Annotated in this window: 15 protein-coding genes and 2 pseudogenes; 8 read left to right on the top strand and 9 right to left on the bottom strand. The window is 70.5% G+C overall.

Annotation, left to right across the window (positions count from 1 at the left end; translation table 11 throughout):
* The gene (locus H9L22_RS02470) at positions 1–1,461 is read left to right on the top strand and encodes a GuaB1 family IMP dehydrogenase-related protein (RefSeq protein ID WP_187721459.1); all 1,461 of its coding nucleotides are present in this window, start codon (positions 1–3) and stop codon (positions 1,459–1,461) included.
* A gap of 75 nt (positions 1,462–1,536) precedes the next feature.
* On the opposite strand, the gene H9L22_RS02465 is transcribed toward H9L22_RS02470, so the two are convergent.
* The 7 genes and pseudogenes from H9L22_RS02465 to H9L22_RS02435 all read right to left on the bottom strand — a co-directional run bounded on the left by H9L22_RS02465 (position 1,537) and on the right by H9L22_RS02435 (position 7,105).
* Positions 1,537–1,932, bottom strand: a complete 396-nt coding sequence (locus tag H9L22_RS02465; protein WP_187721458.1) for a cytochrome c oxidase subunit 4 — start codon at positions 1,930–1,932, stop codon at positions 1,537–1,539.
* Positions 1,929–3,649, bottom strand: a pseudogene (ctaD, locus tag H9L22_RS02460) (aa3-type cytochrome oxidase subunit I). The gene H9L22_RS02465 and the pseudogene ctaD overlap by 4 nt, the downstream one beginning before the upstream one ends.
* Positions 3,646–4,506: an aa3-type cytochrome oxidase subunit II gene (gene ctaC, locus H9L22_RS02455; RefSeq protein WP_455431973.1), complete on the bottom strand. Its 861-nt coding sequence runs from the start codon at positions 4,504–4,506 to the stop codon at positions 3,646–3,648. The pseudogene ctaD and the gene ctaC overlap by 4 nt, the downstream one beginning before the upstream one ends.
* Positions 4,507–4,648: 142 nt before the next feature.
* Positions 4,649–4,999: a HesB/IscA family protein gene (locus H9L22_RS02450; protein WP_187721456.1), complete on the bottom strand. Its 351-nt coding sequence runs from the start codon at positions 4,997–4,999 to the stop codon at positions 4,649–4,651.
* Between the two features lie 78 nt (positions 5,000–5,077).
* Complete coding sequence (locus tag H9L22_RS02445; protein WP_187721455.1) at positions 5,078–5,968, bottom strand: glycerate kinase; 891 nt, start codon at positions 5,966–5,968, stop codon at positions 5,078–5,080.
* Complete coding sequence (gene pspAA, locus H9L22_RS02440; RefSeq protein ID WP_187721454.1) at positions 5,965–6,303, bottom strand: PspA-associated protein PspAA; 339 nt, start codon at positions 6,301–6,303, stop codon at positions 5,965–5,967. Before pspAA ends, H9L22_RS02445 begins: the two co-directional genes overlap by 4 nt.
* Positions 6,300–7,105: pseudogene (locus H9L22_RS02435) on the bottom strand (PspA/IM30 family protein). The gene pspAA and the pseudogene H9L22_RS02435 overlap by 4 nt, the downstream one beginning before the upstream one ends.
* A 162-nt stretch (positions 7,106–7,267) precedes the next feature.
* On the opposite strand from H9L22_RS02435, the gene H9L22_RS02430 reads away from it, so the two are divergent.
* Together H9L22_RS02430 and H9L22_RS02425 are read left to right on the top strand one after the other, a co-directional pair.
* On the top strand, positions 7,268–7,948 hold the full coding sequence (locus H9L22_RS02430) for a DUF3043 domain-containing protein (protein ID WP_187721453.1): 681 nt from the start codon (positions 7,268–7,270) through the stop codon (positions 7,946–7,948).
* A complete protein-coding gene (locus tag H9L22_RS02425) occupies positions 7,948–8,154 on the top strand; it encodes a hypothetical protein (protein ID WP_187721452.1) in 207 nt (68 codons plus the stop codon). The genes H9L22_RS02430 and H9L22_RS02425 overlap by 1 nt, the downstream gene beginning before the upstream one ends.
* Here H9L22_RS02425 and H9L22_RS02420 read toward each other — a convergent pair.
* Positions 8,140–8,433 (bottom strand): hypothetical protein, encoded by a 294-nt coding sequence (locus tag H9L22_RS02420; protein WP_187721451.1) that lies wholly within the window; start codon positions 8,431–8,433, stop codon positions 8,140–8,142. The two genes, H9L22_RS02425 and H9L22_RS02420, sit on opposite strands and share 15 nt — an antisense overlap.
* A 61-nt stretch (positions 8,434–8,494) precedes the next feature.
* Between H9L22_RS02420 and H9L22_RS02415 the strand changes: the two genes are divergently transcribed.
* A complete protein-coding gene (locus tag H9L22_RS02415) occupies positions 8,495–10,006 on the top strand; it encodes a leucyl aminopeptidase (protein ID WP_187721450.1) in 1,512 nt (503 codons plus the stop codon).
* Between the two features lie 31 nt (positions 10,007–10,037).
* Here H9L22_RS02415 and H9L22_RS02410 read toward each other — a convergent pair whose 3' ends face one another.
* On the bottom strand, positions 10,038–10,367 hold the full coding sequence (locus H9L22_RS02410) for a hypothetical protein (RefSeq protein ID WP_187721449.1): 330 nt from the start codon (positions 10,365–10,367) through the stop codon (positions 10,038–10,040).
* 75 nt (positions 10,368–10,442) lie between these two features.
* Between H9L22_RS02410 and H9L22_RS02405 the strand changes: the two genes are divergently transcribed.
* The 4 genes from H9L22_RS02405 (at position 10,443) to lipB (ending at position 15,183) form a co-directional block, all read left to right on the top strand.
* Entirely contained in the window at positions 10,443–11,840 is a 1,398-nt protein-coding gene (locus H9L22_RS02405; RefSeq protein ID WP_187721448.1) for a dihydrolipoyl dehydrogenase, read from the top strand.
* A gap of 50 nt (positions 11,841–11,890) precedes the next feature.
* Positions 11,891–13,642: a 2-oxoglutarate dehydrogenase, E2 component, dihydrolipoamide succinyltransferase gene (gene sucB / locus H9L22_RS02400; RefSeq protein WP_187721447.1), complete on the top strand. Its 1,752-nt coding sequence runs from the start codon at positions 11,891–11,893 to the stop codon at positions 13,640–13,642.
* A gap of 114 nt (positions 13,643–13,756) precedes the next feature.
* Positions 13,757–14,488 (top strand): DUF554 domain-containing protein, encoded by a 732-nt coding sequence (locus H9L22_RS02395; RefSeq protein WP_226966078.1) that lies wholly within the window; start codon positions 13,757–13,759, stop codon positions 14,486–14,488.
* A 32-nt stretch (positions 14,489–14,520) separates the two neighbouring features.
* A complete protein-coding gene (lipB, locus tag H9L22_RS02390; protein WP_226966077.1) occupies positions 14,521–15,183 on the top strand; it encodes a lipoyl(octanoyl) transferase LipB in 663 nt (220 codons plus the stop codon).
* The last annotated feature ends 5 nt before the right edge of the window (positions 15,184–15,188 follow it).

Below are 15,188 nucleotides of genomic sequence, written 5' to 3'. Positions count from 1 at the left end.
GTGCAATTTCTGGATCAGCGCCCTTCCTATGACCTGACCTACAACGACGTCTTCATGGCCCCGAGCAGGTCGAACGTGACGTCCCGCTTGGATGTCGACCTCACCTCCACCGACGGCCTCGCGACGCCGACGCCGCTGGTGGCTGCCAACATGACGGCCGTGTCCGGCCGCCGCATGGCGGAGACCATGGCCCGTCGCGGCGGGCTCGCCGTGTTCCCCCAGGACATCCCCTCCGATGTGGTCGCCGCGTCGCTGGCCAAGGTGAAGGCCGCGAGCCCGGTGTTCGACACCGCCGTGACCGTCTCCCTCACCACCACCGTCGGCGAGACGCTGTCGCTCATCGCCAAGCGGTCCCACGGCGTCGCCGTCGTCATCGACGAGGACCGTCGTGTCCTCGGCCTCGTCACACCGCAGGACGCGGAGACGGCCGACCGCTTCGCGCAGGCCCGCGACGTCATGATCAACGACGTCACGCGCGTCACCGCGGACACCGACCCCGCCGACGTGTTCGCGCTGCTCGCCGAGCAGCACCAGAAGATCGCGCTCGCCGTCGACCCCGACGGGCGTCTGGTCGGCGTCATGACCCCGAAGGGCGCCCTGCGCAGCGGCATATACTCCCCCGCGCTCGATGCGCAGGGCAGGCTCCGCGCCGGTGTCGCCGTCGGCATCAACGGCGACGTCCCGTCCAAGGTGCGCGCGGCGCTGGACGCGGAGGCTGACGTGATCGTCATGGACACCGCCCATGGGCATCAGGAGAAGATGCTCTCCGCGTTGACGCAGGCCCGCGAGGTCCGCGACGCCTTCGCCGTCGAGACGGGCCGCAGCGTCCTGATCGTGGCCGGCAACGTCGTGACCGCCGCCGGCGTCCACGACCTCATCGACGCCGGCGCCGACATCCTGAAGGTGGGTGTCGGCCCCGGCGCCATGTGCACCACCCGCATGCAGACGGGCGTCGGCCGCCCCCAGTTCTCGGCCGTGCTGGAGTGCGCGGAGGCCGCCAGCGAGCGCGGCAAGTCCGTGTGGGCCGACGGTGGCGTCAAGCACCCCCGCGACGTGGCGCTGGCGTTGGCCGCAGGAGCCGGTTCCGTGATGATCGGCTCGTGGTTCGCCGGCACCCACGAGTCGACCGGCGACCAGCTGGTGGACCACCAGGGCCGCGCCTACAAGGAGTCCTTCGGCATGGCGTCCGCGCGGGCCGTGCGCCAGCGCACCCGCGAGCAGTCCGCCTACCAGCGGGCCCGTGCGGCCATGTTCGAGGAGGGCATCTCCTCGTCGCGGATGTACCTGGATCCGCAGCGGCCCGGTGTCGAGGACCTCCTCGACTGGATCACGTCGGGTGTCCGTTCCTCCTGCACCTACGCGGGCGCCAGGAGCCTGGCCGAGTTCGCACAGCGCGCTGTCGTGGGCATCCAGTCCGGCTCCGGCTACGAGGAGGGCCGCCCCGTCTCCCAGAGTTGGTGAGCCGCCCGGTCACACGACGAGAACGGCCCGTCCCCCTCGCGGGGGACGGGCCGTTCGTTATGGGGCCAGGCGGACTCAGTGCTTGTAGTCGCCGCGGTAGAACTGCAGCACCCAGCCGGACAGGGCCCAGATGCCGAAGCCGACGCCGACCAGCGTGATCCAGGCCTGGTGCAGCGCGGGGCCGAGGAAGATCAGCGCCACGGTGATCGCACACCAGAAAGGCCACATGCTCTGGGGGGCGAAGAAGCCCACGGGCCCCGCCGCCTCGACGACCTCGGCGTCCCGGTCCTCGGGCCGCGGGTCGAACGAGCGCGCCGTCAGCCCCAGGTAGGTGGCGATCATGCCGCCCAGGAGGGCAGAGAAACCCAGCACGAAGGTGCCGGCGATCTCACCGGACATGAACCAGTAGATCGGCGTCACCACCAGGAAGAAGACGAAGATGAATCCGAATACCCACTTCTCGGCCTTCACTTGCTGGCACCTTCCTTGTCGTCGATGCGACCGTCGAGGAGCTCCCCAGGGTCGCCATGGTGGTCATGATCGGCCAGCTCCGGGTACACCGCGTCCAGCGCGGGGCTGATGGACCGGACACGCGGCAGCGAGTCGAAGTTGTGCCGCGGGGCGGGCAGGAGGTCGCCCACTCGAGCGACCGGCCCCAGCCCCACGGATCGTTGACGGTGACCTTCGGGGACTTGCGGGTGATCCACACGTTCCAGAGGAACGGCAGCATACTGACACCGAGCAGGAATGCGCCGAACGTCGAGACCTGATTCAGGAATGTGAAGCCCTCCCAGGCGCCATAGTCCGCGATCCGGCGCTGCATACCCGCGACGCCCAGCCAGTGCTGCACCAGGAACGTGGTGTGGAAGCCCACGAAGATCGTCCAGAAGTGGACCTTGCCCCAGCGCTCGTTGAGCATGCGGCCGGTGAACTTCGGCCACCAGTAGTAGAAGCCGGCGAACATCGCGAACACGACGGTGCCGAACAGCACGTAGTGGAAGTGCGCCACGACGAAGTAGGTGTCGGACACGTGGATGTCCAGCGCGGGCGCGGCGAGGATGATGCCGGTCAGGCCGCCGAAGAGGAACGTGACCAGGAAGCCGATCGCGAAGGTCATCGACGTGTTGAGCGTCAACGAACCCCGCCAGATCGTGCCGATCCAGTTGAAGAACTTCACACCCGTCGGGACGGCGATCATGAAGGTCATGAACGAGAAGAACGGGAGGTTGACGGCGCCGGTGGCGAACATGTGGTGCGCCCACACGGACACCGACAGGGCACCGATGGACAGCGTGGCGAACACGAGGCCGTAGTAGCCGAAGACGGGCTTGCGGCTGAAAGCGCTGAGCACCTCGGTGATGATGCCGAAGAACGGCAGCGCGATGACGTAGACCTCTGGGTGTCCGAAGAACCAGAACAGGTGCTGCCACAGGATCGGGCCGCCGGAGGCGGGCGAGAACACATGGCTGCCGAGCACACGGTCCGATTCGAGGACCAGCAGCCCCGCTGCGAGGACGGGGAAGCAGATGAGCACCATCATCGAGGTGACGAGGATGTTCCAGGAGAAGATCGGCATCCGGAACATGGTCAGGCCGGGCGCACGCATCGTGATGATGGTGGTGACGAAGTTGACCGAGCCGAGGATCGTCGACAGTCCCAGCATGTACAGACCCATCAGCCACAGGTCGTGGCCGACTCCCGGGGAGTGCATCGAGTTGGACAGCGGCGCGTAGGCGAACCAGCCGAAGCTTGCGGCGCCGTTGGGGCTGACGAAGCCCGAGCAGGCCATGATCGAGCCGAACAGGTAGATCCAGTACGAGAAGGCGTTCAGACGCGGGAACGCCACGTCGGGGGCGCCCAGCTGCAGCGGGAGGATCGCGTTGGCGAAGCCCGCGAACATCGGCGTCGCGAACATCAGCAGCATGATCGTGCCGTGCATGGTGAAGAACTGGTTGAACGTCTCGAAGTTGAGGAAGTCCATGCCAGGGTTCGCCAGTTCCGCGCGGATGGCGAGCGCGAGCACGCCACCCAGGCAGAAGAAGATGAAGGCCGTGACGAAGTACATGTTGCCGATGACCTTGTGGTCGGTCGTCGTCAGGTACTTCATGACGGGCGTGACCCGCTTCGGCTCGGGGACCTCCGCCTCAGGGGCGGGGCCCACGGCCGGCCTGGTGAGATCGCTGCTCATTGGTTCTCCTCAGGTGCCGCGGTGGGGAGAACGGCCTCCAGGCCGGGCTCCAGCGGCTTCACCCCTGCGCCGCCGTCGGCGGCGATTTCCTTGACCTTTGCCTCGTACTCCTCCTCGCTGACAACGTGCAGCTTGAAGAGCATCATGGCGTGACGTTCGCCGCAGAGTTCGGCGCATTTGCCGTCATAGACACCGATCCGGTTGGGGGTCGCGTCGAAAGAGTTCGGGTGTCCCGGGATGACGTCCATCTTGAAGTAGAAGGAGGGGACCCAGAACGAGTGGATGACGTCTGCGGACTGCAGGTCGAACCGCACGCGCTTGTTGACGGGGAGGTACAGCTCGGGGAGCGGGCCCTCCGGCATGCCGACGGTGTGGGCGTTGGTGCCGATGTCCGGGTTGTCCTCCTCCATGTAGTTGAAGGTCCAGGACCACTTCTGGCCGATGACACCGATGACGACGTCCGGTTCCTCACTCTGGTCGAGCATGGCGTCCTGCGCCTTGACCGTGTAGAAGAACAGCACGCCGATAATCAGGAACGGCACCAGCGTGTAGAGCAGTTCGAGCGGCAGGTGGTACGTGGTCTGTCGCGGCGCGGGGACGTCGCCGTCCTTGCGGCGGTAGCGGATGACGGCCCAACCGATGAGACCCCAGACGAGGCCGCCGATCACGAAGGACGCGATCCACGCGCCGAGCCACAGGTTGCCGACGTTCGGCGCCTCGGCGGTGGCCGCCACGGGCAGGCCGAGTCGTGCCCCTGACCCCGAGCAGGCCGTCAGAGTCAACGCGGCCAGCGGGGCCGCGGCGAGCAGAGCGCCACGGATCCATCGCCGACCAGCTGGCGCAGGAGTGCGAGTCACAACTTGCCCTTCCGTTGTCGTTTTCGAGTCGTCATCCTGCCAGCGCGCATGGCGCCGCCAAGACATCCTGCGGACACCTTAACGCAAAAAACCACCCCGCCGGGTCAGTCTCCGACGGGGTGGCGTATCATGCAGCGGCTGCTCAGTGGAAGGAGTCTCCACAAGCACAGGAACCGCCGGCGTTGGGGTTGTCGATCGTGAAGCCCTGCTTCTCGATCGTGTCGAGGAAGTCGATGCTCGCGCCGCCGAGGTACGGGGCGCTCATCTTGTCGGTGACGACCTTGACATCCTCGTACTCGGTGGCGACGTCACCGTCGAGGTCACGGTCGTCGAAGTAGAGCTGGTAGCGCAGGCCCGAGCAGCCTCCCGGCTGGACGGCGATGCGCAGCGCGAGGTCGTCGCGGCCCTCACCGCTCAGGAGGGCTCGCACCTTCGAGACGGCGGCGTCGGTCAGGGTGACGCCGGTGCTGGGGACGGTCTGGGTATCGGTCACTCTTGACTCCAAAGATCTTGGATGGGTTGTCGTGTTCGCGACGAGTCTACGCCGCGCGGGCAAGATCCCGAAGAGCGCTCACCAGCGCCAGGTCCTGGCGACACCGGCCGCGACGCGACGCAGCTCGTCCGGGGTGCAGGGCTCGTCGCCCGGCCCCGCCAGCGTCGCGTAGGCGTCCTCGACGCCGATGAGGCGCAGTTCCCGCGAGGAGACCCAGTTGCGGCCCGCCACGACGACGGCGGGGCGCATCGCCTTCCCTGCGGCCTCCACGACGAAGCGGACCACGGGCCCGCCGACAGCATGGAAGTCGAGGGATTCAACGCCGGTGACGACGACATCGCACCGGGCCAGCGTCGCCTCGAGGCCGTACCTGGCGGCCAACCAGCCGAGCGGTTCGGAGACCTCCACCCCGAGCGCCGCGAACAGCGCCCCCGCCCCTTCGGCCGCCCCCATCCCCGGCCCATCGGCCAGGCCGTGGGCGTGCAGGAAACTCTCGGCGGCACCGTCAGCGGCGAGCACGTCGGCCAGGTCGGTGCCGCGGTCGCGGCCCCTGGTGGCGGCCAGCCCCTCCAGCCCGGTCAGCCGGGACGACGCGCCGTCCGCCGCCACGAGGGCGACGGTGCTGCGGCCACGCCGGGCGGCCGCCAGGTGTTCGATCGCGGCGGGGGTTCCGCCGAGTTCCGCGAACAGGTCGGCGCACAGCGTCTCCGGAAGGTCACCGGTCAGGTCGAGCACGAGGTCCGTGGCGTCACCGCGCAGTGCGCGGGCCACGTCGCCGGCGCTGCCCGGCGTCACCACCACGGCGCCGGGGGCCGCCTGCAGGAGCGCGTCGTGCAGGGCCGGGCCGCTCACGCCGAGCGGAATGACCGCCACCTGCGCCCCCTGGGCGGCGAACTCCGCCGCGACAAGGTCCGACGCGGCCCGGGGCGTGAGCCCCGCGACCGCGTCGGCTGCGACGACAACCCTCACAGGGCTGCGGAGGACGCGTCCCCGTCCTCGTGGAGGTCACCGTCCCCGTCCGGGATCAGCCCGTAGTACTCGCTGGTCTCCGCCAGGAGCTCCTTGACCTCGTCCAGCGTGAGATCGACGTCGGGCAGCACGAGATCGGACTCGGCGATGACGTCGTCGGGGACCTCGACGCCGAGGCGGCGGACGCCGTCGACGAGTCCCTGCAGCGCGGCGCGCATGCCCTCCTCGTCACCGGCGGAGACACGCGCCTCCAGCTCCTGGTCCAGTCCGTTCAGCTCGAGGAGATGCTCGGGTTCGAGGAGCCACTGGCCCTGCCCGAGGACCCGGACGATCATGCCTGGTTCCCCTCGGTGCTGGCCGCCGGCCACTCGTCGGCCGCGGGGGTCGCCTGCGCCGCGGGCGGGGCGGCCTGAAGCTCCGGACGCGCCGCCGGGCCACCCGTCAGCTGCGCCTTCATGGCGGCCAGCTCGCTCTCAATCGACGAGTCGGCTGCCAGCGCGTCGAGCTCGCGGGTGATGTCGTCCTTCACGGTGCCGGTCGGGTCCTCGAGGGCTCCGGAGGCGAGGAGTTCGTCCACGGCGGACGCACGGGCCTGGAGCTGGAGCGTCTTGTCCTCCGCGCGCTGGATCGCGAGGCCGACGTCGCTCATCTCCTCAGAGATGCCGGTGAACGCCTCGTTGATGCGGGTCTGGGCCTCGGCCGCCGAGTAGCTGGCCTTGATGGTCTCCTTGCGGGTGCGGAACGCGTCGACCTTGGCCTGGAGCCGGGAGCTGGCGCGCACCAGCTTCTCCTCCTCGCCCTGCAGCTGCGCGTGCTGGGCCTGCAGGTCATCGAGCTGGGACTGCAGGCCGGCCTTGCGGGTCAGCGCCTCGCGGGCCAGATCCTCGCGACCGGACTCAAGGGCACGCTGGGCCGCGGACTGGAGCCGCTCGACCTCCGAGTTCATCTTCGTCGCCTGCAGCTCGACGCGCTTGCGGCTGGTGGCCACATCGGCGACGCCGCGGCGCACGTTCTGCAGCAGCTCCAGCTGCTTCTGATACGAGTAGTCGAGCGTCTCTCGGGGTCTTCGTACTTGTCGAGGGCCTTGTTGGCCTTCGACTTGAAGACCAGAGCGATGCGTTCAAAGATGCTGGCCACAGGGAGGTCCTTCCACGAACATGCGGTGTCAAGGGTCAACGTTAGCGCGGTGTGGGACTGCCCGGCAGGGTTAGCGACCCTGAGGCTCCCCCGAGACCCCTCCCCGATCCGGGTAGGATTGGGCTACTTCTGACCACCTCCCCTCGCAAGGACCTGAAAATCGTGGGCCTCTTCCGCACCTATGAGCGCAAGGATCCGGCCGCCGCGCCGGAGACCTCCGCCAAGGACCGTATCTCCGAACTGACCCCCAAGGGCCAGAAGGCCGCCGCGAAGGCTGAGGCCACCGTCGGCGCCCCGGCACCGGCGCCCGCGCCGACCGAGCAGGAGACGACGGCGACCGCCAAGATCCAGGTCACGCGGAAGAAGGAGGGCGCCACCCGGACGCGGCGCCAGGCCGAGGCCGAGCGCATGGAGCGGCTGCACCCGACCCTGACCCCGAAGCAGCAGCGCAAGGCGGACTCCGCCGCCCGCCGCGAGTCCCGCCTCGAGGCCATGGAACGCAGCGAGAGGTCCCCGGAGCGGCAACTGGTGCGCGACTTCGTCGACACCCGCTGGACCGTGGCGGAGTTCATGATGCCGGCGATGATCCTGGTGATGGTGGCGACGATGCTCACCATCAACAACCTGACCCTGTCGACGATCGTGGCCTCACTGCTGTGGGTGCTGCTGGCGATGACCATCATCAACATCTGGCTCATGTGGCGTTCCTTCAAGAAGCTGCTCGCCGAACGCGTCCCCGGCGCCTCCACCAAGGGGCTGCTGGCCTACATGTTCAACCGCGCGCTGATGATCCGCCGCTTCCGGCAGCCCGGCCCGCGCATCAAGCGCGGGGACCCGTTCTGATGAGCTACCGCTGGGAGCCCGTGGGCGGCGGCACGACCGCAGCCGGGCTCGAGGCCGCCGGCCTCGGCCCCCGCTTCGAGGATCAGTCGTCGGCCGAGCAGTGGCTGACCGCGTTCTACGACGAGCTCGCCGAGGCGGGCGTCACCGACGTGAGCCTCTACGAGGAGGACCGGCTGGTCTACGGGCCGATGTCACTCGCGCCGTAGCCGCGACTCCTGCGCGATCAGGTAACCGCCGAACCCGGCGATCCCCAGGCCGGCGGCGACGCCGAACGGGGCCTGCTGCCGCGCGGTGGCGATGCGCTCCTCGTAGGTCTGGGTCCGCTCCGCGTCCTCGCCGGTCAGGGTCGAATAGGTGCAGGTGTCGCCCGGGGCCATCGCCTCGCCGCGGCACACGGTGGTGGGGTTGATCCACGTGGCCACGGCGACGGCAGCGACCACCACACCGACCGCCACGAAGGCCCAGAGCCCGACGCGCTTCTTCACCCGGCCACGGTACCGGGCCCGACCCGGCTCCCCCAACAACATCCACCGGTAGGCTGGCCCGGTGACTGAATCGATTGCCACCCTTTCCCTGTCGAAGACGCTGCCGAAGGGCACCGACGCCGTCGTGGTCGGCCTGGCCACCATCAACAAGGACGAGACCGCCGTCGTCGGCGTGCTCCCCGAGCTGGACAAGGCGTACACGAAGGCCTACGGCCGCGGCGTCGCGGCGCTCGCGGCGGCGCTGGACGCCAAGCCATCCGCGGAGGCCGTCACCGCCCTGCCCGAGGCCGACGGCCTGCGCGTCGTGCTCGTCGGCCTGGAGGACGCCGACGTCACCCCCGACCTGCTGCGCCGCGCCACCGGCGCCGCGCTGCGCTGGTTGGCGGCGCAGCCTGGCGCCACCGGCCTGAAGGTCGCCGTCTCGCTCGAGGCCTCCGATCCTGAGCTGGTCCAGGCCGCCGGTGAGGGGTCCCTGCTGGGCGCCTACCGGATCCCGAAGCTGTCCAAGGACCCGTCCGCCCCGGCGGTTGACACCGTCACGCTGGTCACCGCCGCGGTGGGAGCCCCTCAGAAGGACGCCCTCGTCGCGGCGACCGCGACGGCCTCGGCCGTGTGCCAGGCCCGTGACTGGGGCAACACGCCCCCGAACCTGCTCTACCCGGAGACGTTCGCCGAGGCTGCGAAGGCCTACGTACGCGACGCCAAGATCGCCGTCGAGATCCTCGACGACAAGGCCCTCGAGCGCGGCGGCTACGGCGGCATCCTGGCCGTCGGCGGAGGCTCGGCCCGCAAGCCGCGGCTCGTCCGGCTCAGCTACTCCCCGCGCGGCGCGCAGCGCCACCTCGCCCTCATCGGCAAGGGGATCACGTTCGACTCCGGCGGCCTCGACATCAAGCCCGCGGGGCAGATGGCGGGCATGAAGTTCGACATGTCCGGCGCGGGCGCCGTCATCGCCGCCATCCGGGCCATCGCCGACCTCGGCCTCAAGGTGAAGGTCACCGCCTACGCCGCGTTGGCCGAGAACATGCCGTCGGGCAGCTCGTACCGCTCCAGCGACGTGCTGACCATGTTCGACGGCCAGACGGTCGAGAACTACAACACCGACGCAGAGGGGCGCCTCGTCATGGCCGACGCGCTCGCGCGGGCCGGCCAGGACTCCCCCGACCTGATGGTCGACATCGCGACGCTCACCGGCGCCTGCATGGTCGCCCTCGGCACCCGTACCTCGGGCCTGATAACCAACGGCGAGCAGACCTCCGACCTGCTGCTCGACGCGGCCGAGGCGGCCGGCGAGGACTTCTGGGAGCTTCCCCTGACGGAGTACACCCGCGGCCTCATCAAGTCCGACGTCGCCGACATGCGTTCCGGCGCCGGCCAGCGCTGGGGTGGCGCGCTCGTGGCGGGAGCGTTCCTGGAGCGGTTCGTGCCGGAGGGCGTCGCGTGGGCGCACCTGGACATCGCCGGGCCGGCGGAGAACGACGGCGAGGCCTACGGCTACGTGTCGAAGGGCGGCACGGGCGCCGGTGTGCGCACGCTGGTCGCGCTGGCGCAGCACCTGGCCAGCGGCAACTGACCCTCGCCGCGACGGGCGGTCGACGACTGGATCAGTCGTTGGCCGCCCGTTTCGCGTTGAGGCTGTATTCACGCATCCGCTTCGGATAGGGCACGACGCCGGCGTCGTAGCACGGCACGGCGTGGTCGTCGGCGAAGTGGTAGCCCACATCGGCGCTGGGCAGGCCGCGCCGCGTGGATTCACCGTCCGCGGCGACCAGCAGGATCGAGGCGCGGTTGAAGGAGGTCGGCTGCTCCACCCAGGCCTCCACGCCACGGCGGGTGGCGACGAAGTCGCTGAGATGTGCCAGCGTCGCGTCGGGCACCAGGCTCGTCTCCTTGACGACCTGGGCCTGTTTCCTGCGACGTCCGAACCAACCCACGCCACCATTATGCCGACAACCTGCGGTGTGGACGCGACCGGACCGGCGGAGTCGTCGTGGTGGGAGGATGGCCCCATGCCTGACTTCGACGTGGTCATCCTCGGCGCCGGCTCGGCCGGCTACTCCTGTGCCCTGCGCGCGGCCCAGTTGGGACTGAGCGTCGCGCTCGTCGATGACACCCCCGTCGGGGGCACGTGCCTGCACCGCGGCTGCATCCCGACGAAGGCGTGGCTCCACGCGGCGGAGGTGCGCCGCACCGTGGTGACGGCCGCCGCCTTCGGGATCGCCGCGACACTCGAGGGTGCGGACGCCGCCGGCGTGCGCGGCTACGCGGACTCCGTGGTGGACCAGCTGCACCGGGGCCTGCGCGGCCTGCTCGCGGGGCGCGGCGTCACCACCGTCGCCGCGCGGGGCCGGCTCGTCACCGACGGAGCCGGTCCGGCGATCCTGGCGGACGGTGAGCTGTATCGCGGCGGGGCCGTCGTCATCGCGACGGGCGCCTCGCCCATCACCCTCGGCCTCGGGATCGACGGGAAACGCCTTCTGACCAGCGAGGACGCGCTCCGGCTCGACACGCTGCCGAGGAGGGCCATCGTGCTGGGCGGCGGCGTGATCGGCGTCGAGTTCGCCTCGCTGTGGCGCGATCTGGGCGTCGAGGTCGTGCTCGTCGAGGCCGCAGAACGGCTTCTGCTGGGCGAGGAGCCCGGCCACTCACGCATCCTGACGAAGGAGTTGCGCGCCCGCGGCGTCGACGTGCGGCTGGGCGCGGCGCTGGAGGACGTGACGGCAACCGATGACGCGGTGACCGCGCGGCTGGGCGACGAGACGCTGACCGCCGACGTGCTGCTGGTGGCCGTCGGCCGCCGGCCGGCGACGCAGGGCCTCGGCCTCGAGGATGCGGGGATCACCCTCGGCGACTCGGGCCACGTCCAGGTCGACGAGCGGCTCCGGACGTCGGCGCGCGGCGTGTGGGCGGCCGGCGACGTCGTGGCCGGCCCGCAACTCGCCCACAGGGGGTACGCGCACGGCATCTTCCTGGCGGAGCAGATCGCGCACCTGCGCGGTCGGCTTCCGGTCCGCCCCACCCTGCCCGCCGACCGCGACATGCCGCGGATCACGTACTCAAGCCTGCAGCTGGCCTCGGTGGGATTGACGGCGGCGGAGGCCGGCCAGGACGCCCAGGTGGTCGACTACCGGCTGGGCGGCAACGGCAGGGCGCTGCTGCTGCGCTCCCCCGGCGAGCGGGAGTCGGGCGTGGTGCGGCTGGTCCGCCGCCCCGACGGGCCCATCGTCGGCGTCCACCTCATCGGCGACAACGTGGCCGAGCTCGTCGCTGAAGGTGCGCTGCTTGTCGGGTGGCAGGCGACGCCCGACGACGTGGCCGGCATCGTGCATGCCCATCCCACCCTCGGGGAGTCCATCGCGGAGGCGAACTGGGCACTGGCCGGACGAGGTCTGCACACCCCGGCTTGATTCGGTTATAGGGTGGGAGCATTCACGCGGCACGAAGGAGCCTCATTCACATGTCAACCGAAGTCACCCTCCCGGCGCTGGGCGAGTCCGTCAGCGAGGGCACCATCTCCCGTTGGCTCAAGGCCGTCGGAGACACGGTAGAGGCCGACGAGCCTCTTCTGGAGGTCTCGACGGACAAGGTCGACACCGAGATCCCGAGCCCCGTCGCGGGCACGCTTCTGGAGATCCGCTTCAACGAGGACGACGTGGCTGAGGTCGGCGCCGTGCTGGCGGTCATCGGCGAGGCGGGCGACGCCCCCGCGCAGGAAGAGCCCGCAGCGGCCCCTGAGCCCGTCGCGGCCCCCGTGGCCGAGGCCCCTGCCCCTGCCCCGGCCGCGCCTGTCGTGCAAGAGGCCGCACCGGCTCCTGCCGCGCCCGCCCCGTCCGCTCCCGCCTCCGGCACGGAGGTGACGCTGCCCGCGCTCGGCGAGTCCGTCAGCGAGGGCACCATCTCCCGTTGGCTCAAGGCCGTCGGAGACACCGTCGAGGCCGACGAGCCCCTGCTGGAGGTCTCGACGGACAAGGTCGACACCGAGATCCCGAGCCCCGTCGCGGGCACGCTTCTGGAGATCCGCTTCAACGAGGACGACGTGGCCGAGGTCGGCGCCGTGCTGGCGATCGTCGGTGACGCCGCCGCCGCGGCGCCCGCTCCTGCCGCGGCTCCCACCCCTGCCCCGGCACCCACCCCTGCCCCGGCTGCCCCGGCACCCACCCCGGCTCCTGCCCCGGCCGCCCCGGCGCCCGCCCGGCCCGCCGAGGAGAAGACCCACAGCCCGGCCGTCGAGGCGGCTGCGGCCCGCCGCGTGGCCGAGTCGTCGCCCGACGGCAGCTACGTGACCCCGCTGGTGCGCAAGCTGGCGAAGGAGGCCGGCGTCGACCTGGCCTCCATCAAGGGCACCGGCGTCGGTGGACGCATCCGCAAGCAGGACGTCAGCGACGCCGCGGAGGCCGCCAAGGCCGCTGCCGCCGCTCCGACCGCCCCGGCTCCCGCTGCCGCCGCTCCGGCCGCAGCGAAGGCCCCCGCCGCTCCGGTCGCCAGCCCGCGCGGTACGACCGAGAAGCTGACGCGTCTGCGCAAGACCATCGCGGCCCGCATGGTCGAGTCGCTGCAGGTGTCCGCGCAGCTCACCGCCACGGTCGAGGTGGACGTCACCGCGATCAGCCACCTGCGTGCCCAGGTGAAGGACGACTTCAAGAAGCGCGAGGGCGCCTCCCTGTCGTACCTGCCGTTCATCACGAAGGCGGCCGTCGAGGCGCTGAAGCAGTTCCCGATCGTCAACGCCACCATCGACACCGAGGCCGGCACCGTCACCTACGCCGACGGCGAGCACGTCGGCATCGCGGTCGACACGGAGAAGGGCCTGCTCGTCCCCGTGATCAAGGAGGCCGGAGACCTCAACGTCACCGGCCTGGCCAGGAAGATCGCCGACCTGGCCGCCCGCACGCGGACCAACAAGGTCACCCCCGACGAACTCGGCGGCGGCACCTTCACGATCACCAACTACGGGTCGGCCGGCACGCTGTTCGACACCCCGATCATCAACCAGCCGCAGGTGGCCATCCTCGGCACCGGCGCGCTGGTGAAGCGTCCGGTCGTCGTCGAGGACCGCTTCGGCAACGAGTCCATCGCGGTGCGTCACATGATGTACCTGTCGATGAGCTACGACCACCGCCTCATCGACGGCGCGGTCGCGGCCCGCTTCCTGTCGTCGGTCAAGGAGCGGCTGGAGGACGGCGACTTCGGCGGCGAGTTCGGCGTCTGAGTCTGACCGGCACTCCGTTCGAGGGCCCCGGGAGCTTCGGCTCCCGGGGCCCTCGACCGTCTCGGCTGCGCCGCACCGGCACCCGTCCGCGCGGCCATCTGGTTGGATGCCGGGGTGATCATCGGCATGGGAACCATCGTCAACGTGGCCACCGTCGTCGTCGGGTCCCTGCTGGGGATCCTGCTCGGCAACCGGATGCCTGAGAAGACGAGGACCACGATCACCGCGTTGCTGGGCCTCTTCACCCTCGTCATCGGCGGCTTCTCGGTCGTCTCGCTCGCGTCGCCCGACCTCACGGCCGCCGTCGGCTCGTCGGCCACCATCCTCGTCCTCGCCGCGCTGCTCATCGGCGCGCTGCTGGGCTCCTGGCTGCGCATCGAGGATCGGCTCGAGCAGGGCGCCACGTGGCTGCGGAGCAGGTTCACCCGCTCCGGCGACGCCGCACGCTTCGTCGACGGCATGGTGACGGCGACGCTGGTCTTCTGCGTCGGCCCCCTGGCGATCCTCGGTTCCATCTCCGACGGCCTGGGCCGCGGCGCCGAGCAGCTCTACGTCAAGGCAGTGCTCGACGGCTTCGCCGCGATGGCGTTCGCCTCGACGCTCGGTTGGGGCGTGCTGGCCTCCGCCGGCGCCGTCGCCGTCATCCAGGGCGGTCTCACGCTGCTCGGCTATCTGGCGGGTGACGTCCTCAGCGCCGCCCAGGTCGAGGCGCTGACCGCCACCGGCGGCGTGATCCTCCTGGCGCTGGCCCTGCGCCTGCTGGACCTGAAGCCGATCCCGGTCGGCGACCTGCTGCCCGCGCTGCTGCTGGCGCCGCTGTTCGTTCCGCTCGTGGCGGCCCTCTGAACCGGCGCCCCGGCGGAGTAGCATCGGCAGACGTGCTGACCTTCGAGTACCGCGGCCTCGGCGAGGCCCACCAGCTCTCCGACTACCAGGAGACCTGGGACTACCAACGCGAGGTGCACGCCGCCGTCGCCGACGGCCTGCGCGACGACCACGCCATCTACGTCGAGCACTCCCCCGTCTACACGGCGGGCCGACGCACCGATCCGGCCGACCACCCGGCCGACGGAACCCCCGTCATCCCCGTCGACCGTGGCGGCGAGATCACCTACCACGGCCCCGGGCAGCTGGTCGGCTACCCGATCCTGGCCCTGGCCGACGGCGTGGGCGTCGTCGACTACGTCCGGGCCCTCGAGGGCGCCGTCATCTCCCTGCTCGCCGGCTACGGCATCGTCTCGGGGCGCGTCGCGGGACGCACCGGCGTCTGGCTGGAGGCCTCCGGCTCCCGGCGTGAACGCAAGATCTGCGCGATCGGGGTCCGGGTGGCGCGACGCACCACGATGCACGGCTTCGCCCTCAACGTGCAGAGCTCAGCGGAACGCTTCGGCAACATCGTGCCGTGCGGGATCCACGACGCCGACGTCACCTCGATCGTGGAGGAACTCCCCGGCGCCTGGGATGTGGCGGCCGTCGCCCACGACCTGGAGCCACACCTGATCGCGGCGCTGGCACCCATCCGCGCCCGCGGCGACCGGTAGGGCGC

This window comes from Tessaracoccus defluvii, from assembly GCF_014489575.1.
In the GTDB taxonomy this organism is placed as follows: Bacteria; Actinomycetota; Actinomycetes; order Propionibacteriales; family Propionibacteriaceae; genus Arachnia; species Arachnia defluvii.
This window is presented reverse-complemented; position numbering and strand designations above follow the sequence as displayed.

Bases quoted from the DNA above. Each gene is read 5' to 3' on its own strand.
- pspAA (WP_187721454.1), bottom strand. From the start codon at position 6,303: ATGATCGTCCGGGTCCTCGGGCAGGGCCAGTGGCTCCTCGAACCCGAG.
- H9L22_RS02425 (WP_187721452.1), top strand. From the start codon at position 7,948: ATGAGCTACCGCTGGGAGCCCGTGGGCGGCGGCACGACCGCAGCCGGG.
- H9L22_RS02405 (WP_187721448.1), top strand. From the start codon at position 10,443: ATGCCTGACTTCGACGTGGTCATCCTCGGCGCCGGCTCGGCCGGCTAC.
- sucB (WP_187721447.1), top strand. From the start codon at position 11,891: ATGTCAACCGAAGTCACCCTCCCGGCGCTGGGCGAGTCCGTCAGCGAG.